This is a genomic window from Tautonia sp. JC769, from assembly GCF_040717455.1.
Lineage (GTDB): Bacteria > Planctomycetota > Planctomycetia > Isosphaerales > Isosphaeraceae > Tautonia.
In genome coordinates this window covers 110661-129581 of sequence record NZ_JBFEFH010000018.1, presented here as the reverse complement: position 1 = coordinate 129581, position 18921 = coordinate 110661, and the positions used below count along the sequence as shown (strand labels likewise).

General features: G+C 68.9%; 15 protein-coding genes and 1 pseudogene. 5 read left to right on the top strand and 11 right to left on the bottom strand.

Features of this window, described 5'->3' with window-relative positions; genetic code table 11:
• Positions 1–51: 51 nt before the first annotated feature.
• Positions 52–255 (bottom strand): hypothetical protein, encoded by a 204-nt coding sequence (locus AB1L88_RS17810; RefSeq protein ID WP_367098031.1) that lies wholly within the window; start codon positions 253–255, stop codon positions 52–54.
• Between the two features lie 175 nt (positions 256–430).
• Here AB1L88_RS17810 and AB1L88_RS17805 point away from each other — a divergent pair, with 175 nt between their 5' ends.
• The 3 genes from AB1L88_RS17805 to AB1L88_RS17795 all read left to right on the top strand — a co-directional run bounded on the left by AB1L88_RS17805 (position 431) and on the right by AB1L88_RS17795 (position 4619).
• A complete protein-coding gene (locus AB1L88_RS17805) occupies positions 431–709 on the top strand; it encodes a hypothetical protein (RefSeq protein WP_367098030.1) in 279 nt (92 codons plus the stop codon).
• A gap of 1900 nt (positions 710–2609) precedes the next feature.
• Positions 2610–3086: a VOC family protein gene (locus AB1L88_RS17800; RefSeq protein WP_367098029.1), complete on the top strand. Its 477-nt coding sequence runs from the start codon at positions 2610–2612 to the stop codon at positions 3084–3086.
• A 492-nt stretch (positions 3087–3578) separates the two neighbouring features.
• Positions 3579–4619, top strand: a complete 1041-nt coding sequence (locus tag AB1L88_RS17795; protein WP_367098028.1) for an NADP-dependent oxidoreductase — start codon at positions 3579–3581, stop codon at positions 4617–4619.
• 55 nt (positions 4620–4674) lie between these two features.
• Here AB1L88_RS17795 and AB1L88_RS17790 read toward each other — a convergent pair whose 3' ends face one another.
• The 6 genes from AB1L88_RS17790 to AB1L88_RS17765 all read right to left on the bottom strand — a co-directional run bounded on the left by AB1L88_RS17790 (position 4675) and on the right by AB1L88_RS17765 (position 11625).
• On the bottom strand, positions 4675–5295 hold the full coding sequence (locus AB1L88_RS17790) for a DJ-1/PfpI family protein (RefSeq protein ID WP_367098027.1): 621 nt from the start codon (positions 5293–5295) through the stop codon (positions 4675–4677).
• The gene (locus AB1L88_RS17785) at positions 5292–5843 is read right to left on the bottom strand and encodes an SRPBCC family protein (RefSeq protein ID WP_367098026.1); all 552 of its coding nucleotides are present in this window, start codon (positions 5841–5843) and stop codon (positions 5292–5294) included. Before AB1L88_RS17785 ends, AB1L88_RS17790 begins: the two co-directional genes overlap by 4 nt.
• Before the next feature lie 205 nt (positions 5844–6048).
• Positions 6049–6471 (bottom strand): GNAT family N-acetyltransferase, encoded by a 423-nt coding sequence (locus AB1L88_RS17780; RefSeq protein WP_367098025.1) that lies wholly within the window; start codon positions 6469–6471, stop codon positions 6049–6051.
• A 19-nt stretch (positions 6472–6490) separates the two neighbouring features.
• Entirely contained in the window at positions 6491–9097 is a 2607-nt protein-coding gene (locus tag AB1L88_RS17775; protein ID WP_367098024.1) for a polynucleotide kinase-phosphatase, read from the bottom strand.
• Between the two features lie 24 nt (positions 9098–9121).
• Entirely contained in the window at positions 9122–10174 is a 1053-nt protein-coding gene (locus AB1L88_RS17770; RefSeq protein ID WP_367098023.1) for a hypothetical protein, read from the bottom strand.
• A 38-nt stretch (positions 10175–10212) separates the two neighbouring features.
• Positions 10213–11625: a 3' terminal RNA ribose 2'-O-methyltransferase Hen1 gene (locus tag AB1L88_RS17765; protein WP_367098022.1), complete on the bottom strand. Its 1413-nt coding sequence runs from the start codon at positions 11623–11625 to the stop codon at positions 10213–10215.
• A gap of 412 nt (positions 11626–12037) precedes the next feature.
• Here AB1L88_RS17765 and AB1L88_RS17760 point away from each other — a divergent pair, with 412 nt between their 5' ends.
• On the top strand, positions 12038–12706 hold the full coding sequence (locus tag AB1L88_RS17760) for a DUF1080 domain-containing protein (protein ID WP_367098021.1): 669 nt from the start codon (positions 12038–12040) through the stop codon (positions 12704–12706).
• A 43-nt stretch (positions 12707–12749) separates the two neighbouring features.
• On the opposite strand, the pseudogene AB1L88_RS17755 reads toward AB1L88_RS17760, so the two are convergent.
• A pseudogene (locus AB1L88_RS17755) lies at positions 12750–12926 on the bottom strand (DNA-3-methyladenine glycosylase I); the annotation flags it as partial.
• A 340-nt stretch (positions 12927–13266) separates the two neighbouring features.
• Here AB1L88_RS17755 and AB1L88_RS17750 point away from each other — a divergent pair.
• Positions 13267–14025: a hypothetical protein gene (locus tag AB1L88_RS17750; RefSeq protein ID WP_367098020.1), complete on the top strand. Its 759-nt coding sequence runs from the start codon at positions 13267–13269 to the stop codon at positions 14023–14025.
• Between the two features lie 75 nt (positions 14026–14100).
• Here the strand turns inward: AB1L88_RS17750 and AB1L88_RS17745 are convergent, their stop codons facing one another.
• From AB1L88_RS17745 to AB1L88_RS17735, 3 genes are all read right to left on the bottom strand, one after another.
• Positions 14101–14433, bottom strand: coding sequence for a cupin domain-containing protein (locus AB1L88_RS17745; RefSeq protein ID WP_367098019.1), 333 nt, complete (start codon positions 14431–14433; stop codon positions 14101–14103).
• Positions 14434–14636: 203 nt separating this feature from the next.
• On the bottom strand, positions 14637–16922 hold the full coding sequence (locus tag AB1L88_RS17740) for a DEAD/DEAH box helicase (RefSeq protein WP_367098018.1): 2286 nt from the start codon (positions 16920–16922) through the stop codon (positions 14637–14639).
• 541 nt (positions 16923–17463) lie between these two features.
• Positions 17464–18846, bottom strand: a complete 1383-nt coding sequence (locus tag AB1L88_RS17735) for a PepSY-associated TM helix domain-containing protein (protein ID WP_367098017.1) — start codon at positions 18844–18846, stop codon at positions 17464–17466.
• Positions 18847–18921 lie beyond the last annotated feature (75 nt).

Genomic DNA, 18921 nt, shown 5'->3' with positions numbered 1-18921 from the left:
CAATCCGGCTTGGGCCGCTCGGGGCGGATCGGCCTCGATCCGGGCGTCGGTTCACCGTTCCGGCGGCGCGGGCAGCTTCTTCCGCTTCGCCCATACGGCGACGGCTTCCGCGATGATCTCGGCCGCATCCTGGCCGGTCTGGTCGGAGGCCGATCGGAGCCAGTCCGCCCATTCCTCGAAACACCGGATCTTGACCTGGCCCGTCCGCTTCCGCTCGGACGGCGGTCGGCCTCGGGTGCGCGTGGCGTCCGTCATGGATCGCTCCCTCATTTTTCTGATTTTATGGGTACACCGATATTGACTTTGTGGGTACACATGAATTATACTCTTTCATGTCGGGCGAGCAAAGGGCAAGCCCGAAAACGAGAGGGGGCCGGGTGACTGGTACTCACCCGACCCCCGAGGGCAAGGCTACTCAGGAGCCCCACCCATGACGATCCTTTTCGACAGCACCCGCCGCGTCAAGACCACCCGCTTCGGCCTCGGGCTCGATCGCCCGACCGACACCTTCGGGAACCCCCTCCCTCGGGTCGGCTACTCGACCGCCGATGCCGAATGGTACGCTTCCCAACTGGCCGAGCACGCCGAACCGTGGGCCTCGTGGCCGGACTGGACGGACGAGCGTTGGACGCTCTCCGACGCCGAGGCCGATCGACTGGCGGAGGAAGCCGAGGCCAATTGCCGGGTCGAATTTCCGGGCTATCTCTAATCAGCAAAATTGCTACGAGCCTACTTCCGGTCTCAACAATGTTTGAAATGAGTACCCTGATCATGTAACAGAGAAAGGCCCCTCCACCTATGATAGAGGGGCCTTTCTCATCTGCTCTGAAGACGAGCGTCGATTATTCAACCGATTGGCAGGGATCTAGAAGGTGGCTGAGAAATCCCAAGCCGTTGAAGAATCTGCGACAGCACTAGCCGCTTCTTGGCCGGGCCTAGTCGTCGCAAATCCATTCCGGAATAATCAACGCGAACATCTGGGTGCAGTTTCAAGAGCCGAGCAATCTGATGACTGACAGGGTCATTTGAAACTGGAATACGAGGACCCAAATCTCTGATCAGATGGCTGGGCAAATCTCGCCCAGTTGTAGCCATAGCTGGTTCACCTGAATCCAAAAGGGAAACGAGAGGCTCGCATGGTGCCTCAGATTTTACGTCGTCAATCGATTTGTGTTCTGCGGCCAAATGTATGGGGGGGACCATAGCTCAAATCCACCTACGTTGTACGAGCTGCTCTTCACCCCTTATAGAAGATAATTCATAGTACGGCCGATGACTAGCTTGGTCTACAATCTTTTCGAAACCTCGCTCTATATAGAAGCCTAGTGACTGGTCGAGCGGCTCGCACAACACCCGACCTCTGAAACCATTAATATAGCTGGCATAAACAGTTAGGGCTACCAATTCGGTCCCAATACCCTTGTAGGCAGCTGCGTTGCCCATTAGCCGCTTCCGGTTCAACGGTGAAACCGCAAGGTACTGTAAGTGCACCGTGCCCTGACCCGGTTCAAGGAGAGACTGTGCTCCGATTCTGTACAAAACAGCACCTTCGGCTGTTACCATTCCACTTTGCGGAACCAAGAGCACATAGCAGCCAAAATACTCTTCGGCACGATCTGCCCATCTTGCTATTTCATTCCAATTCCATCTCTGGTCTGGCTCTGACATAAGGCGATATAGGGGAATACCTCCCCCTTGCCACCATTTTCCCATGATCAGTCTACGAGCTAGACGCTCACACAGAACTTCGACGTGAGCGATCACCGACTCGGACTGACTGTGAGGAAAATTCTGCCTGCATATCGCAAGTTTACGTCTAGGAGGTGGCTCAACCATTTGCACACATTCAAGCAATGACTGAAGCGACTAGAAAAATGATTGGGGTTAGAGCTTTGCAGGGTACTGAACGCAGGTCAAGGGCCGTGATGCAACTTGGCGAGCATCAGGGCAGTTATTCAGAATTATCGAAACAGACCCAAGGATAGCCTAAATAGCTCGGACCATCGCCATGATCCCAGCCTTCACAACGTCAGGAAGCGACGACCAAGCCGAAGCGATTTCAGCCAGATCGGGGGGCATATCGGCTTCGGTGGGTAAATGGTGGGCAACCGGAACATGAGCAAGTCGTAAGCGGTTCCCAGGTTTAGAGTTATCGGGATCGGCCGACTGACTCTTAATCAGCGGGTTGAAGGTTCGAGTCCTTCGGGAGGCACTGATGAAGCCCACCTCGGAAACGGGGTGGGCTTTTTTCGTTTCTCGCATTTCTGGAAGCACTTACGTCGCAGGTTTCGAGCACTTGCGACGATCCGGGAGCGACGGATTGTCACGCCGATGGATCGACGCCCGGACGTGGTATGCGGGTTTCGGGGGAGGGGCTGAAGGGACGGGGAGGAGGCCCGAGGCGACTGACACTCCGGGGTGATCCTGGCGGGCCGCTCGGAGGCGCGAATCTTCCGCCCTTCGGGCCCACCGGCCCGGTCACCGATTGGCGCCGTTCGGCATGCGCGATGCAGACTCAATCAACGGGAAATCGACACGGGGGGGGGACGACGGCGACGCCGTCACCGTGTCCCCTCCGATGTGACCGCTCGCCACCGAGGAGGACGACCATGAGCCACGCGACCGCCGAGACGCTTGTCGAGCAGTTCGAACGCGGGCAATTGTCTCGCCGCCAACTTGCCGCCCGGCTGATGGGACTGGGGGCGGCCATGGCCGTGGCGCCGCGGGTCGCGGAGGCAAGCCGGGAGGACGGCAGCACCTTCGGCGCCACCGGCTTGGACCACATCGCCTTGAATGTCCGGGACGTGGCCCGCTCGCGGGACTTCTACGAGGAGCACCTGGGCCTGGAGGTGATTCGGGACGGCGGCGAGGAGAACTGCTTCCTGGGCCGCGCCGACGGCTTCTTCCTGACCCTGTTCCGGGGCGAGGGGCCGGGGCTGCACCACTACTGCTACGCGATCCCCGACTACGACGCCGACGAGGCCGAGCGGAAGCTCAGGGGCGCCGGGCTGGAGGTGCGGCGGGAGTCGGGCCGGGTCTATTTCAAGGACCCCGACGGCATCGAGGTCCAGGTCGCCGGGCCGTGAGGCCATCCATGCCGGGATTCCCGAGGCGAAGGGAAGGCAAGGCTGGGCCGGGCGCGGCGTTTGCGGCGGGTCTCGCTTCGACGAGGTCGGAGATCGCTCCCGGGAGGTCTCCTCGGGTGAGTGCGAGGCCTGCGGCGACGGCGATCATCTGGCATTCGAGGTCCTCGCGGTGGCACGACCCCGACAGCATCGCGTGCGTTATCCACGGGCTCGCTCGCCCCGGCAGGTGCCGCTGCGGGCGAGAGGTCATCGGGGACGGCATCGAGGCCAATCATGCCGGATCTCCCCGAACTGTGTCCTTCGGACGCCACAGGCTCGGGGACGAGCCCGGAGGATCCGACGACGGCCTTCGGGGGAAGGCATCCGGGCAATTCGGTGTCACCCGTTCTCCCGCTGCGTCTCGTGTGCCCGGGACGGAGCCGGGGTGACCGTCGTGGCCGATCTCGCCTGAAGCCCGAGCAGACGCGTCACCCGAAACGCCAAAGGAGCGCCATGACCGCCGAACGAAACCGCCAGGTCCTCCTCGCCTCTCGCCCGCAAGGCGAGCCGACGCCGGACGACTTCCGACTGGTCGAATCGGGCGTGCCCGAGCCCGGCCCCGGCCAGATGCTGCTGCGAACCGTCTACCTGTCGCTCGACCCGTACATGCGAGGCCGGATGAACGCCGGGCCATCCTACGCGCCGCCCGTCGAGGTCGGGGCGGTCATGGAAGGCGGCACGGTCTGCGAGGTCGTCGCGTCGAACCTCCCGGACTACGGGCGGGGCGACCTCGTGCTCGCGAACGCCGGGTGGCAGGAGTTCGCCCTCTCCGACGGGGACGGGGTGCGGGCGATCGACCCCGCGCACGGCCCCATCTCGTACGCGCTCGGGGTGCTGGGGATGCCGGGCTTCACCGCCTACACCGGCCTGCTGAACATCGGCCGGCCGAAGCCGGGCGAGACGCTGGTGGTGGCGGCGGCCTCCGGCGCGGTGGGCTCGGTGGTGGGGCAGATCGCCAAGATCAAGGGATGCCGGGTCGTCGGCATCGCCGGGGGCGAGCGGAAGTGCCGCCACGTCGAGGAGGAACTCGGCTTCGACGTCTGCCTCGACCATCGCCGGCCGGACCTGCCCGGACGACTGGAGGCCGCCTGCCCGGGCGGGATCGACATCTACTTCGAGAACGTCGGCGGGGCGGTGTTCGAGGCGGTCTTGCCGCTGCTGAACCGGTTCGCCCGGGTGCCGGTCTGCGGCCTGATCGCCCACTACAACGCCGCCGAGTTGCCCGAGGGCCCGAATCGGGTCCCGCTGGCGATGCAGGCGATCCTGGTCAAGCGGCTGACCTTCCGGGGGTTCATCGTCTGGGACTTCGCCGATCAGTTCGACGCGTTCCGGTCGGAGATGGGCGGCTGGCTCCGCGAGGGGCGGGTCAAGTCTCGGGAGGACATCACGGAGGGGCTGGAGGACGCCCCCCGCGAGTTGATCGGGCTGCTCAAGGGCGAGAACTTCGGCAAGAAGATCATCCGAGTCGGCCCGGACCCGACGCAACACCGGTGAGCTGGATCCGACGGGGCGGGGCCTCCTCGTGCCGATCCGGTCCGGGCATGAGGTGTCAGCCCCGGCGCCGGTTGTCCTCGGGGAAGGGATACTCCATGTGCCGGGCGGTCGCCCGCGCCGCCGCCTCGCCGTGATGCCGGGCGACGACCCGGAGCGCCATGTCGATCCCCGCCGCGATGCCCGCCGAGGTGATGACCTCGCCCTCATCGACGACGTTCTCATCCCCCAGGACGGTGACATCCGGGAACGACTCCCGCATCCAGTCCAGGACCTTCCAGTGGGTCGTCGCCCTCCTGCCGTCGAGCAGCCCGGCCCGGCCCAGGAGCATCGACCCGGTGCAGACGGACGCCAGGAGCTCGAGCTGGCCGGCCCGCCCGGCGATCCAGTCAATCAGGGGCTCGTTCTTGATCTGATCCCGGACGCCCCAGCCGCCCGGGATCACGAGCACGTCGAGCGGCGGGCAGTCGCGCAGGCCGTGGTCGGGCACGACCTTCAGCCCCCCCGAGGCGACGACCGTGCCGGGCGCCTCGGCGACCAGGACGACCTCGTAGGGGGACGGCCCCTCCCGCCGGCGTCCTTCGTCGAGCCGGGCGACGGAGAAGACCTCGAAGGGGCCGGCGAAGTCGAGCACCTCGACCTCGGGGAAGACCAGGATGCCGACGCGGCGGCGGGTCATCGGGGGTGCTCCGTGTTGGGGGTCGAATCCGGGCCTCCCGGCCGCCTCGGCTCGCCCTCGCGCGGCGTCGCCGGCCTCCCGCCGGCGGATTCGTCGTCCTGCATGTGCCGCAGATGCCGGTCGACGGCCCTCCGGAGCAGGAGTGAGACGAGCCGGAGCAAGGGCCGGGCGGCCGCCGCCTTGGGATGCAAGCAGAACGACCGGACGACCCGGGTGGACTCTCCGGCGCGTTCGAACTGCCAGGTCTCGTCGAATCCGGTGGCCAGGCGGGACACCGGCGGCGAGAACCCTCCCATGCGGAGCCGGATCCGCCGGGGCGGGTCCCACTCCACGACCTCCTCGGTGTGGCTCGACCCGTCCGTGTTCGTCACCCGGATCACGGTGCCGACCACCTCGGGGTTCGTGGCCTCGAAGGCCGCCGCCCTGATCCCCGGCAGCGGCCCGTAGCCCTCGAAATCGGGCCAGCGGTCGAGGTCGAGGATGCGCCGGGCGATCTCCTCGGGGGGGATGCCAAGCCTCGCCTCGCATGAGAAGGTGATCGGCTTCAACTTGGGGGACTCCCGTCATGACGGTTGAGGGGCCGGTCGGGGCACCGGGCCGGGGATGGAGAGCCCCCCAAGGGGGCGCGATCGGGCCCGGCATCGGTGACGGGACGGCGCCGGCCCCGCCGGTGCCCGAGGATATCCGGAGGGATCTCCCCGGGCAACGACCGGCGGGCCGGGGCCCGTGCCCGGTCCGCCGGGCCGACTCCGATCACGGGGGAGGCCCATCCGGGGGGATGCGCGGGATGATCCAGCAGGAGTCGTGCGATCGCATGCCGATGCGTGGGTAGTAGGAGCGGGCCAGCGGCGCCGCCAGAAGGATCAGCGTCGTGTTCGTGCCCGCCGCCTCATGCGTCCGGCGGATCAGTTCCCTGCCGATGCCCCGGCGCTGATGGGCGACATCGACCGCCAGGTCGGACAGGTAGGTGCAATAGCTGAAGTCGGTGATCGCCCGCGAGACCCCGACGAGCAGCCCGCCCGCCCTGGCGGCGACGACGACGTCGGCGTTGCGGAGCATGCCCCGGATCGTCTCGGGCTCGCCGATCGGCCGGCGATCGGCCAGGGTGGAGCGGGCCAGCAGGTCGAGGAACTCCTCGGCCGCCAGGCCCGGCTCGAGGGCGTAGGCAATCTCCATCGCGTCGCTCCCATCACGCTCAGAGCCTCGGGTCCACCGGCTCGCTCTCCAGGGCCAGGACGCCGAAGACGCACTCGTGGACCCGGCGCAGCGGCTCATGGCGCACGAACCGCTCCAGCCCCTCGACCCCGAGGGCGAATTCCCCGATCGCCAGCGAACGCTTCCGGCCGAGTCCCCGGGACCGCAGCCGGCCCAGGTTCGCCTCGTCCGTGTAGTCCGGGCCGTAGATGATCCGCAGGTACTCCCGCCCCCGGCACTTCACGGCGGGCTGCGACAGGCCCCGCCGCCCCCGGTGGATGAACGACAGCGGCTTGACCACCATCCCCTCGCCCCCCCCGGCGGTCAACTCGGACCACCAGGCGACCCCCGACGCCTCGCTGGCAGGGTCGGTCACGTCCACGACCCGGTAGGAGGTCGCCAGCAGCAAATCCGGGTCGGCCCGGCAGGCCTCGGCCAGGGTCTCCATGTGCCAGAGGTGGTCCCTGTCGGTGTGGACCCGCCCCTCGGTGGCCAGCAGGTGGAACGGGGCCAGCTTCAGGCCGCTCAGCGATTCCACGGGCCAGCAATACTGGCGATAGGCGGCGACGAACCGGCCGACGTCCTGCTCGCGGCGGCGGTACGACGATCCGGAGACGCGGGCCTTCTCTTGCTCCTCGCCCTCCAACCGCCCGGCGGCCCGATCCAGGACGGCCACCGCCCGGGGCAGGGCCGCCGATCCCGCGGCCCCGACCGCCGCATACTGGGCCCGCAGGAGTTCCTGGGCCTTGGCCGACCAGGGCATCAGCTCGCAGTCCAGCAGCGCCCAGGTCGTGTCGAGACGGCCCCAGAGGTCGGCGGCGGTCAGGGCCGCCCGCACCCGGTCCAGGAACCGTCGCTCCAGGTCGGCGTCGTTGAAGAACCTCCGCCCCGTCCGGGTGGTGACGACGCCGAGTTCGCCGGTCGTGACGCCGAACCGCTCCCGGGCCGCCTCCTCGTCGCGGCAGGCAACCACGACCGCCCGGGACCCCATGTGCTTCTCCTCGCAGATGACCTGCGGGACGCCCTCGCTGCGGTAGTAGGCGAACGCCTCGGCGGGGTGCTCCAGCAGGCCCTCGGCCCGGCTGGTCTCGCAGGGCGACATGGTAGGCGGCAGGTAGATCAGCCACCTCGGATCGGCGGCGAACCGGCTCATCACCTCCAGGGCGGCGGCGGCATTCTCCTCCCGGATCGTGACCTTGCCGCGAAGGCGGGTCGGCACGATCCGCTTGCCCAGCACGTCCTCGGCGTCGAGCACCTCGTCGTGCGCCTGCTGGGCGGTGAGCGACGGGGCCTGGGCCTCGGCGGGCAGGAAGGGCCGGGCCGGCTCGCAGTAGGTGCGGGCGGCGGGGACGGAGACGAATTCCTTCTCCGGGTAGCGCAGGGCGGTCAGTTTGCCGCCGAAGACGCAGCCGGTGTCGATGTTGACCGTGCGGTTGAGCCACTGCGGCTCCGGGACCGGCGTGTGCCCGTAGACGACCATCGCCCGCCCTCGATACTCCGAGGCCCAGTCGAACCGCACGGGCAGGCCGAACTCGTCGGTCTCCCCCGTCGTCTCGCCGAAGAGGGCGAAGTCCCGGACCTTGCCCGAGCCGCGCCCCTGCATCTCCTCCTTCATCCCGGCGTGGGCGACGACGAGGTTGCCGTCGTCGAGGACGTAATGGCTGACCAGGCCGTCGAGGAAGTCGGCGAGTTCATCGCGGAGCGGGCCGCGCATCTCCTCCGGCACGGCCTCGATCTCCGCGAGCGTCTCGGCCAGGCCGTGGGTGATCTGGACGTTCTTGCCCTTCAGCTTGCGGACGAGCTTCATGTCGTGGTTGCCGGGCACGCAAAACGCCGACCCATGCCGGACCATGTTGCGGACGATCCGGACCGAGTCGAGGACGCGCGGGCCCCGGTCCACCAGGTCGCCGACGAAGACCGCCTTGCGACCCTCGGGGTGGGCGTAGACCAGGCCGCTGTCCAGAGTCGGGCCTCCGGGGATGGCCGCACAGGGTTCGTATCCCAGCGAGTTGAGCAGGGCCTCCAGTTCGTCGGCGCAGCCGTGGACGTCGCCGATCAGGTCGAACGGCCCGTGCTCGTCGCTCCTGTCGTTCCAGAGCGGCACCCGCTCGATCGTGGCGGCCTCGACCTCCTCGGGCGTGTCCAGCACGAAGACGTGGCGGAAGCCCTCCCTGCGGAGCCCACGAAACGAACGCCGCAGTTGCGACTTCTGGTTCCGGATGACGTGCGGGCCGAAGTCCCGATCCGGACGCGTCCGGTTCCGCTCCTGGCAGACCTTCTCTGGCAGGTCCAATACGATCGCCACCGGCAGGCAGTGGTATTGCCGTGCCAGTTCCACCAGCGGCTTGCGGGCCTCCGGCTGCACGTTGGTCGCGTCGACGACCGTCAGCTTCCCGAGGGCCAGCCGCTTCCCCGCGATGAAGCGGAGGACCTCGAACGCCTCTTTGGTGACCGCCTGGTCGTTCTCATCATCGGAGACCATGCCTCGGCAGGTGTCGGACGAGAGGATTTCCGTGGGCCTGAAGTGCCTGCGGGCGAACGAACTCTTGCCCGATCCGCTGGGGCCGACCAGGACGACGAGGCTCAGCTTGGGGATTTTGATTGGCATGATCGTGTCGGGTTCGCAATCTGATCAGATCGGCCACTTGGTCTTGAAGAGTTGCTGAAGCGTTGGGTTGGGCTCAATCGCCCGTTCGAGGGCGTGTCGAAAGAGCGAGGTGACCAGCCCGGCATCGTGAAGGTACGTCACGGGGATTCCGCCGGACTGCCCTGTCCGGCGGAAGAACGCCATCGCGTCCCGCTCGTAGACGCCCTCGTCCGATCCTCTCTCGATGAGCATTGAGAGCAAATCGGGGAACTCGAAGGTCCCGACGGGCGTTGGGGCGTGTTCGTTGATCCACTCCTTCAGGAATCGGAGGCAAGCCGATCCGTCCGCATGGATGTCAAGGCGCCAGGATTCCCAACTCAGGCTGATCTCGTCGATCGGCCACTGATTCTCTTCGAGGAATGCGATGGCCTCGTCGTGGTTCGCCGAGAACATGGTCATGCCCCAAAGTTCCGAGACGAGCACGCCTCGCCAAAGGAAGAAGTTGGATTCGCTCCCGTAGACGTAGGGGCCTTCCAGCCAGACGGGGACCGACGTATCCCGCTCCGATGCAAACCGTTCCCCCAGGCCATCGTCGCTGAGGCATATCCGAGCACCGCAGGAGAGTTCCTGCAACACGAATGTCACGAGCAACCGGGACAGGGACTCGCAAACGAGCCGCTCCCCGCTGAACACGCTCCCGTCCTCGTCCCACTGGTCACCGTTGGCCCAGACCGGCGGGTCTTCCCCCTCGGAGAGCGTCCGGCAGTCCCAGACTCCTTGATTCTCGTCCAGGAAGACGATCTTGCCGTCCTCCGCGTCCGTAATCGCGGCGAGCGGCCTGAGACTGTCCTGATGCGAGAATGCGGGGACCGCGAACTTCCCGATCGAACCTCGATTCTCTCGATGAGGCCACCGCCCGGCGAACTCGTAGAGCAGCGCCAGTGGCATCGGCAAGGGCCGTTCGCTCAAGGCTCGGGGCGACTCGCCGTAGGATGATTGACGCGGCCCGAGCCAGAACTCGACGAATTCACAGAGGGCGTCCATGCGGGCGCCAGGGGTCGCGGCGTCCCTCAATCCCAGGCGGTATGAGTCCACCATAGTTGCGGCCCTCCGGAAGTCACCTCACTCGGCCCTGCTCAATCCCGCTCGAACACCGCCATCTGCGTCGGCGGGCCGAGCGCCTCGTCCACCGGCCCGACCGGCAGGAACCGGACCCGATAGCCGTGCTGCCCGGCCACCCGCTCGGCCCAGTCCCGGAACTCTTGACGGGTCCACTCGAAGCGGTGGTCGGAATGCCGGAGCCGATCGGCCCCGACGCCCTCCCAGGTGACGTTGTACTCCCGATTGGGCGTGGTCAGCACGACGGCCCGGGGCCTGGCGAACTCGAAGACGGCCCGCTCGAAGGCCGAGAGCCGAGGGGGGTCGAGGTGCTCGACCACCTCGACCACGGCGGCGGCGTCGAACCCCTCCAGCCGACGATCCCGGTAGATGAGGGAACCGTGGATGAGCCTGATGCGGGCCGCCTGCCGCTCGGGCAGCCGGTCGAGTTTCAGGCGGTCGCGGGCGTTCTCCAGCGATCGGATCGACACGTCCATGCCGACGATTTCCTCGAACTGCTTGTCTTTGAGCAGTTCCCGGAGCAGCCGGCCCTCGCCGCAGCCGAGGTCGAGCACCCGCCTGGCCCCGCTCGCCCGCAAGGCCGCCAGGACGGCCCCGATCCGCTGCTCGTGCAGGCTCAGGGGGCGCTCCAGGGCGTCCTCGGCGCGGTCGGCGGGCCGCTCGTCCCCCTCGGGGCCGGCCTCCGCCGGCTGCTCCTCCTGGACCAGGCGGGCGAGGGCCTGGCGGTAGAGGCTCGGGCGGAACCGCAGGTAGCGCCGGGCGATCTCGTCCTTCTGCGGGTGCCTCGCCAGCCAGCCGCCCCCCTTCGCCAGCAGCTTCTCCAGCTCGTCCTCGCCGACGAAGTAGTGCTTCTGGCCGTCGAAGACGGGGATCAGGACGTACAGATGCGTCAGCAGGTCCGCGAGCGTCGTCTCCCCGGCGATCGTCACGGAGAAGTAAGGACTCTCGCCCCACTCGGGGAAGCGTTCGTCGAGCGGATGCCGCTCGGCCTCGACGGCGTAGCCGAGGGGCTCGAAGACCGCCCGGAGGAAGGCCTCGCCCCCCCGGACCGGCAGCACGTCGATGCGGGCCTCCAGCGGGATCGGGGCGGTCGCCAGGTCGGGGCGGTCCTTGCAGCGGCCCCCCAGGGCCGAGCCGAAGACCTGCGCGATCGCGACGCTCAGGAACGAGGAGGCCGTGTAGGGCCGGTCGTTGACATACTGGGCCAGCAGCGAGCCGCCCCCGCCGTCGCCCCCCCTGCCCCGGACGAGGCCCACCGGGTCGACGTCCAGCAGCAGGCAGGCGGCGCAGCGCCCATCGGACGCCTCGGGGTAGAAGACGTGCGCCTGGCCGAAGCTCAGGTCGTAGGACTGGAACCGGCCGGGGTGCTTGTGCAGCAGGTAGCCGAGGTCGGTGGCGGGCCGGTGGGTCGTCGTGATCGTCAGAAGCATCCCGTGCCCTCGCCTCGACCTCGATGGACCTGCCCGCTTCGGTGGGCTTGAGCATCCGGGGGGGACCGCACCCGCCGGGTTGGCTCACGACACCGGGGGCGGGCCCGGGGCCTCGCATCACGCGATGATCCCCGACGCCCCATGCCCCGTGCAAGGTCATGGCGTCGGGGCCTCGAACCGAGGCCCCGATCCCGGCGTCCGACCCCTCGGCGCGTCGGCCCTCCCGACGCCCCTGCAGGCCGGGCCCGTCGAGAGGACACCCGCCGTGGCAACTCGGTTCGGGACCGTCGGCCCGACCTCGGATGATCGACGGCCCGATCGCCGGGGCCGCGGTCTTGCCCCGCCGGGCCCCGGCCTTCATACTGCCCCGAGATGGCGCAACCGTCCTCAATGACACCGAAAGGCCGCCCCCATGACCCCGCTCAGCCTCTCCCTCCTCGCCCTCACCCTCGGGCTCGGCCCCGCCCTCGCCTGCCAGGCCGATCGGGGACTGACCCACCCGGATTTCCCCGCCGAGGGGTTCGAAGTCATCTTCGACGGCAGCGACCTCGACGCGATCGAGACGGAGGGGAACTGGCTGATCCGCCCCGACGGCTCGCTCGACCTCGTGCCCCGGCCGGGCGAGGAAGGGTGGGAACGTTACGGCTCCTACCTGTGGTTGCCCGGCGAATACCGCGACTTCGCGGTCGATTTCGAGTTCAAGTACGAGCCGGGCGGCAACTCCGGGCTCTACTTCCGGATCGGCGACGCGTCCGACGCCACCGCCCACGGGTGGGAGGTGCAGCTCCTGGATAACTACGGGCACGAGGGGCCGCTGACCCATCACGACATGGGCGGCGTCATCGCCACCTCCCCCCCGCTGGCCAACGCCTGCCTGGAGCCGGGCGAGTGGAACCGGATGACCGTCGAACTCGTCGGCACCCACCTGAAGGTCCTGCTCAACGGCACGCTCGTCCAGGACCTCGACCTGGAGGAGAAGAAGCCCGCCGACAAGGAACTCGCCGACGCGGGCCGGATCGCGATCCAGGACCACGGGCAGCCCTTCTCGGTCCGGAAGATCCAGGTGAAGCGGCTCGATTGATCAGGCGTCGGCGGGCGGCATCCGATCGGGCCGATCGCCTCGCCGCCCGAGACTGGTCCTGTTTCCCGAGGATGGTGTCCCGACTGAGCCCGGCCTGGGCACCTCCGAGGATGAGGAACTCGAACCCGCGGGGGTCGTCGCGGACGGGCGGGCCCCACTCCTCGTCGTGGTCGCGGACCGCCGGGTCGTTCCCGGCCCAGCCGCATCCCCTCGCGTCCATGTGAATCACCCCCTCGGCCTTCGGCTTCGCCGGCCGAGCCATCTGCGATCCCTCGCCGCATGCCTGGCCCATGCCGGCGAAGGGCAGCCCTGCCCGGTGCCCCGGTCTTCCGCCACGGCGGATCTGGCGTTGTACCCGGTCGTCCTGGGGCACGGGTTCCGGAGGCTGATTCCGTTCTGACGCGCGCTCGGGCGAATCCATCGACATCGCTTCGCTGGTCGCGGCGACGAGGATGCTCGTGCCCGCGGTCCTCCGAGGTCGCGGCCCGGCCAGGACGCCGCCCGGAGTGCTCGACCACGAACCCGGCCCGTCAATGCGTGACTCCCAGGAGATCATTGCGATGCCCCGACGGATGGATCACCCGCTTCGAGTCGTCAAACTTGTCCTCGTCCTCGGCCCCTTCACGCTGCCAGCCCAGGCCGACGCCGAGGAAGGACCTGCTCCCTACCCCCCGACCTCGTGCTACGAGGTCCGGGACATCGAGGGCTGGACCGTGCTCGTCCACGAGGGCTTCCTGGGCGACCATCCCGAACTGGCCGGCCGGACGCTGGAACTGCTCCGCGTCCAGCTTTATCAGATCGTCCGTCGGGTGCCCGCCGAGGCCGTCGAGACGCTCCGGCTCATCCGGATCTGGGTCGAGGAGGACGAGCCGAACCACCCGTGCATGGCCTACCATCCCGACGCCCGATGGCTCCGCGAGCACGGCATGAACCCGGAGAAGGCCGGGTGCGTCGAGGTCGCGGATGCCCGCAACTTCCTCGACTGGACGCTGGCCCAGCCCTGGATGGTGCTCCACGAACTGGCCCACGGCTACCACCACCGGTTCCTCGACGGCGGCTTCGAGAACGCCGCGATCAAGGGCGCCTTCGAGCGGGCCGGGGAGGAGGGGCGCTACGACTCGGTGCTCCACATCAACGGCAAGGACGAGCGGGCCTATGCCCTGGTCAACCCGATGGAATACTTCGCCGAGGCGACCGAGGCGTTCTTCGGCACCAACGACTTCTACCCGTTCGTCCGCTCGGAACTGAGGCGGCACGACCCCGAGATGGAGGAACTGCTCGAACGGCTCTGGATGATGCCCGGCCGATCGGCCCGATGATCCGACTCCTCCCCTCCCCGAGGGCGCCCGGATGCCCCCGCCGTCGCGGGCGGGACCGAGCGCCCGGAGGCCGACTCAGCCCTTGCCCAGGACCAGCGTCACCAGCAGCGAGGCGTCCTCGATCCCTCGCAGGGCGTGCGGCTCGCCGGCCTCCAGATGGAGCATCCGGCCCGCCTCCAGCTCCCGCTCCTCGCCCAGGGCCGAGAAGGCGAACCGGCCTTCGAGGCAATGAACGGTGATCGGGCCGGGGACGCGGTGCTCGGCGATCGCCTTGCCCGCCGGGAGCACCAGCCGCAGCACCTCCAGGTGTTCGGCCTTGACCAGGGTCGTGGTCCTGGCGTCGGCCAGCGCCGGGCCCAGGGGCCGCACGTCGATCACCTCTCCGGATTTCGCATGGTTCAGGGCCATCGGGGGATCCTCCTCACGGCTCGGGCCGGGTCGGACGGATGTCGAGCTGACGCCCCGGACTCCCGACCCACGGGCAACTCCCCAGGATACCCGCCTTTAATCGGACGAGAAAGTCCGATTTTACGCGAACTCGGCCCGCTCCTCCGGGACGTGTCGAACTGGTGCGGACGAGCCGGGCGGGAGGCGATCGGGCCCGTCCGCCCTCAGGTCGACCCGCCGGCGAGCCTCGCCGCCTCGGCATCGATCATGTCGGGCTCGCCGATCTTCGCGATCAGCTGGTCGGTGCTGGTCGGGTCGACGACCCGGCAGCTCTCGGTCAGGCTCGCGGCCAGCTCGCGCAACTGGTCCCGCCAGTCGGAGGGGGAGGAGGTGGGGCCGGAGTCGACGTCGAGGGCGCAGGCCCGTTCGAACTCGCCGCAGAGCATGATCATCCGCTGGACGTGGCGGAAGACGATCCCCTCCTGCTTGGTCAGGTCGACGCTCGTCACGAACTTGTTGAAGTTCCCGTCGTAGGCGATCAGCTCCCCGACGCACCAGATCGGGTGCGAGTGGACGTCGGCGATGTCGGGGTAGCGGTGGTCGAAGTAGAGCCGGAGCTTCTCCGCCAGGCTCGGTGGCCGCTTCTCCCACTCGGGCCGGTCGTCCTCCTCCTCCTCGTCTTCCTCGACCTGCGCGGCCATGAGCCCGCGCTGGATCAGCTCGGCGTCGAGGAACGAGCCGGCCAGGGCGCCCGACTCCAGCAGCCTGAGCGGGACCCGGAGCCGCTTCCGGACCGGGCCGGGCATCTCCAGGGTGCTCTCCATCGCCTGCACGCGCTCGTCGGCGTCGGCCCCGGGCAGGAGCCCCGTCAGGAAGGCGCCGTAGAGGGGGTGGATGCTCCGGAACGCCAGCAGCTTCCCCAGCGAGGGCATCGGCCGGGCCAGGGTCGGCGTGTAGGGCGTCGGGGGCTGGCCGGGCTCCGGGGGGGGCGGGGGCTCGGGGTCGAGGGTCACGAACCCGCCGTCGTGCAGCGCCAGCAGCATCTGGTCGAGCGCCTTCTCGCCCGCGGCGATCCGCGGGTCGTCCATCAGCCGCTTGCGGACCGCGGCGCGGATGCCCTCGACCTCCGGCGAGACCTCGAGCAGGTACGCCAGCAGCCGCCAGGGGAGCGGCCCCTTGCTGTAGAGCTTGCCGGGCGGGGCGGCCTGGAGCTGGTTGAAGTGCCCCTCGACCCAGTACTGCTCGGTCTCGCGTCGCCTCGGCCGCTTCTTCTTGAGGGCCTTCTTCGCCTTCAACAGGCCCGGGTCTCGGGTGTCGTCGGGGATGGCGTCGTACTTCACCCGCCACCGCTCGATGTCGACGTCGTCGGGGTGGGCCATGGCGTAGACGAAGCCCCGGTCGTCGAACTGCGGGCGGCCGGCCCGGCCGAAGATCTGGTGGGCGATGCTGGAGCCGACCAGCTTCTTCGCCCCGAAGGGGCCCTTGACCAGCGACGAGAGGACGACCGAGCGCGCCGGCAGGTTGATGCCGGCCGCCAGCGTCTCGGTGCAGACGACGACCGGGAGGAGCTTGCGCTGGAAGAGGTCCTCGACGGCCAGGCGATACTTCGGCAGGAGCCCCGCGTGGTGGACGCCGACCCCCCGGTGGAGCAATCGCTTGAGCTTCGGGCCGGCCCCCTGGCCCAGGTCGATCGCGTTGACCCGGTCGTGCAGCTCCTTCTTCTGCGCGTCGGAGATGTTGAGGTCCTTGCCCATCACGTTCTCGGCGACGCTCCAGCACTCCTCGCGGTCGAAGCAGAAGACCAGGGCGGGGGTCCGGCGTCCTTGCTCGTCGCCGGCCGCCATCGCGACGAGCTGCTCGTTGAGGAACAGGTCGGGCACCCATTCGTAGGTCAGCGGCACCCGGCGTTCCGTGCCCTCGACGACCGCGATCCTGCGGTCGTGCTGCCTCGCCAGCCAGTTGACGAACTCGGCCGAGTTGCCGACCGTCGCCGAGAGCAGGAGCAGGCGGACGTGGCTCGGCAGCATGCCGAGCGACAGCTCCCAGACGATCCCGCGCTGGATCTCGGCGAAGTTGTGGAACTCGTCCATGACGCAGGCCGTCACGCCGGAGAAGTCGAACCGGTTGAGCAAGCGGTTCAGGAGGATCTCGGCCACGACGACGAGCACCGGGGCCTCGGGGTTGACCTTGCGGCTGCCGGTGACCATCCCCACGTCCTCGCGGCGGAACCCCCACTCGACGGCGCGGTCCTGCATCTCCTGGAATTTCTGCTCGGTCAGCGCGATCAAAGGGGTCGTGTAGTAGGCCTGCTTGCCCGTATGGAGCGCCTCGAAGAGGGCCGCCTCGGCGATCAGGGTCTTGCCCGTGCCGGTCGGGGCGCAGACGAGGACCCCCTGCTCGGACTCGAACCAGGCCTCCAGCGCGGCGTCCTGGACGGGGTAGGGTTCGTAGGGCAACTGGTCCACATACCGCACGTACAACTCGTCTCGCGTCGGAATCTCCAACGGCATCGGCCGCAATCTCCCGGGCTGGTGGGCGGGGACTCCATCGGGCTCCCCCCTCGCTTGGGTCGGACATGATCCTGCCCCGCGCACTGCCCGGGAGAACCGGACCGGACGCCGAGCCCCGGGTCGACCCCTCACGCGAGGCTCCCCCCCAGTGTGACCGCCGACGCGTTCTCACGCAAACCCGGTCGCGCCGAGACGAGGCGAGCGAGGGCTCAAGCCCGAGGCGCCCTCACCCGGCCGGACGGCGCCTCGGCCCGCTCCTCGGACGTCCCCACGCATGACGATCGCGGGGTTCACGGTCGTCCGCGGACACCCCGCCGGTGGTCGACCTCGGATCGATCCCGGGCCGGGGCGGAGCCGACGCGGGCGAGGGGGCTCCGCCGACGCCGCGCCGGGGCACGCTCGATCGCGGCGAGAGCCGCCCGGGGATTGCTCGATGCCCGCCCCGTTGCGCGACGCCATCGTCCGGGTTGATCGTCGCGGAACGGACCGGCCCCCCCGAGCCTCCTCCCTCGGCCCCGATCGAATCTCCGACCCCCGGCCGTCACCCGATCCGCCTTCGGATCGTCGAGCCGGCGAGATCAAGCGCCCCGACCAGGATCATCGAGGCGCCGGCGACGGGCATGAGGGCCCCGGCCGCGACCAGCACGGCCCATCCCCAACGGGGCAGGCTGCGGGGCGGCGGCCGGCGAGGGAACCCGGATCGGCCCCGGGGGCGTCGCACCCACCACATCCAGACGCCCGTCGCCGAGAGGCCGAAGAGGGCCAGGCTGGCGACGAGGGCGAGGATCTTGGTCGGGGTCCCGAAGATCTTCCCCATGTGGATGGACACCGCCCAGAGTCGGACGCGGTACAGCAGCGGCAGCTCGGCCGCGTCGACCACCTCGATCGCCCGGGCCGAGTACCGGTCGACGCTGACCATCCGATAGGTGTTCTTGTCGTCGTCCCGGATCAGCCAGGCCTTGTGGGCGACGTCGGGCGAGGGGGACAGGGCCAGCGTCGCCTCGTCCCCCGGCCGGATGTGCTCCAGGACCGTCGCGACCAGTCGGTCGAGCGAGGCGGGCGGGGCGCCGGGCGTCGGGGGGGCGGACGGCGCGTCCGAGAACCAGGCCGGCGCCCAGTGCCCGGCCTTCTGGACGGTCGTGTTGAAGCCCGTCCCCCAGACGGCCGAGAAGAACAGGCCCGTGCCCGCCGCGATGGCCGTCGCGGGGACGAGATAGGCGCCCGCGACGGCGTGCCAGTCCCGGAGCACGGCGTAGGGCTTCCCCCGCAGCCGGGGGGCCCAGACGCCGACGTTCGACTTGCCCCTCGGCCACCAGAGGAAGACGCCCGTCGCCAGCAGGATGAGTCCCCAGCTCGTGGCCAGCTCGCCGAGGACCCGCCCTTTCGTCCCCATCATCAGCGATCGGTGCAGCGAGAGGACGGCCGCGAAGAAGTCCTCCTCGTCGATCCGGGACCCGAGCACCTCGCCCGTGTAGGGGTCGAGGAAGACCCGGCGGTGCCGGTGCTCGGCCCCGTGGTCGCCGCCCCCGCCTTGCTCGGCCACGAAGGCGACGGACCGATCGGGCTCTCCGGTGAAGGCGACCGCGTCGAACCGGTCGGCCCCCAGGGCCCGCGCGGCGATCTCCTGCAGGGCGTCGTAGCCGAGCCGGCCCGCCTGCGGTTCGACCACCAGCAGCGGGCGGTCTCGCCAGGCGGCCAGCTCGGTGCGGAAGACGTAGAGGGCGCCGGTGAGGGTGATCACCCAGAGGATCGGGGCGGTGATCAGGCCGGCATAGAAGTGCCACCGCCAGACGACCGCGTACAGCCGGCCCGCCGCCGAGGTCGGGGCCGGCCTCGGATCGGCCGTCGCCCACTCGGCGGGAGGATCGGGCGGGGCATCCCCCGCGAGGGTGGCCGGGGCGACTTCGGGAGAAACTTCGGACATGGGATGGACTCGTTGCTGCGACGATGGCCGAGGGAGGGACCGGATTCCCCCGTTGCCGTTGCGGTTGATCGGGCG

Excerpts from the sequence above, each read along its gene's own strand:
- AB1L88_RS17760 (WP_367098021.1), top strand. The coding sequence starts at position 12,038 with ATGACCCCGCTCAGCCTCTCCCTCCTCGCCCTCACCCTCGGGCTCGGC.
- AB1L88_RS17780 (WP_367098025.1), bottom strand. The coding sequence starts at position 6,471 with ATGGAGATTGCCTACGCCCTCGAGCCGGGCCTGGCGGCCGAGGAGTTC.
- AB1L88_RS17745 (WP_367098019.1), bottom strand. The coding sequence starts at position 14,433 with ATGGCCCTGAACCATGCGAAATCCGGAGAGGTGATCGACGTGCGGCCC.
- AB1L88_RS17735 (WP_367098017.1), bottom strand. The coding sequence starts at position 18,846 with ATGTCCGAAGTTTCTCCCGAAGTCGCCCCGGCCACCCTCGCGGGGGAT.
- AB1L88_RS17790 (WP_367098027.1), bottom strand. The coding sequence starts at position 5,295 with ATGACCCGCCGCCGCGTCGGCATCCTGGTCTTCCCCGAGGTCGAGGTG.
- AB1L88_RS17805 (WP_367098030.1), top strand. The coding sequence starts at position 431 with ATGACGATCCTTTTCGACAGCACCCGCCGCGTCAAGACCACCCGCTTC.
- AB1L88_RS17765 (WP_367098022.1), bottom strand. The coding sequence starts at position 11,625 with ATGCTTCTGACGATCACGACGACCCACCGGCCCGCCACCGACCTCGGC.
- AB1L88_RS17740 (WP_367098018.1), bottom strand. The coding sequence starts at position 16,922 with ATGCCGTTGGAGATTCCGACGCGAGACGAGTTGTACGTGCGGTATGTG.
- AB1L88_RS17750 (WP_367098020.1), top strand. The coding sequence starts at position 13,267 with ATGCCCCGACGGATGGATCACCCGCTTCGAGTCGTCAAACTTGTCCTC.
- AB1L88_RS17800 (WP_367098029.1), top strand. The coding sequence starts at position 2,610 with ATGAGCCACGCGACCGCCGAGACGCTTGTCGAGCAGTTCGAACGCGGG.
- AB1L88_RS17775 (WP_367098024.1), bottom strand. The coding sequence starts at position 9,097 with ATGCCAATCAAAATCCCCAAGCTGAGCCTCGTCGTCCTGGTCGGCCCC.
- AB1L88_RS17795 (WP_367098028.1), top strand. The coding sequence starts at position 3,579 with ATGACCGCCGAACGAAACCGCCAGGTCCTCCTCGCCTCTCGCCCGCAA.
- AB1L88_RS17770 (WP_367098023.1), bottom strand. The coding sequence starts at position 10,174 with ATGGTGGACTCATACCGCCTGGGATTGAGGGACGCCGCGACCCCTGGC.
- AB1L88_RS17810 (WP_367098031.1), bottom strand. The coding sequence starts at position 255 with ATGACGGACGCCACGCGCACCCGAGGCCGACCGCCGTCCGAGCGGAAG.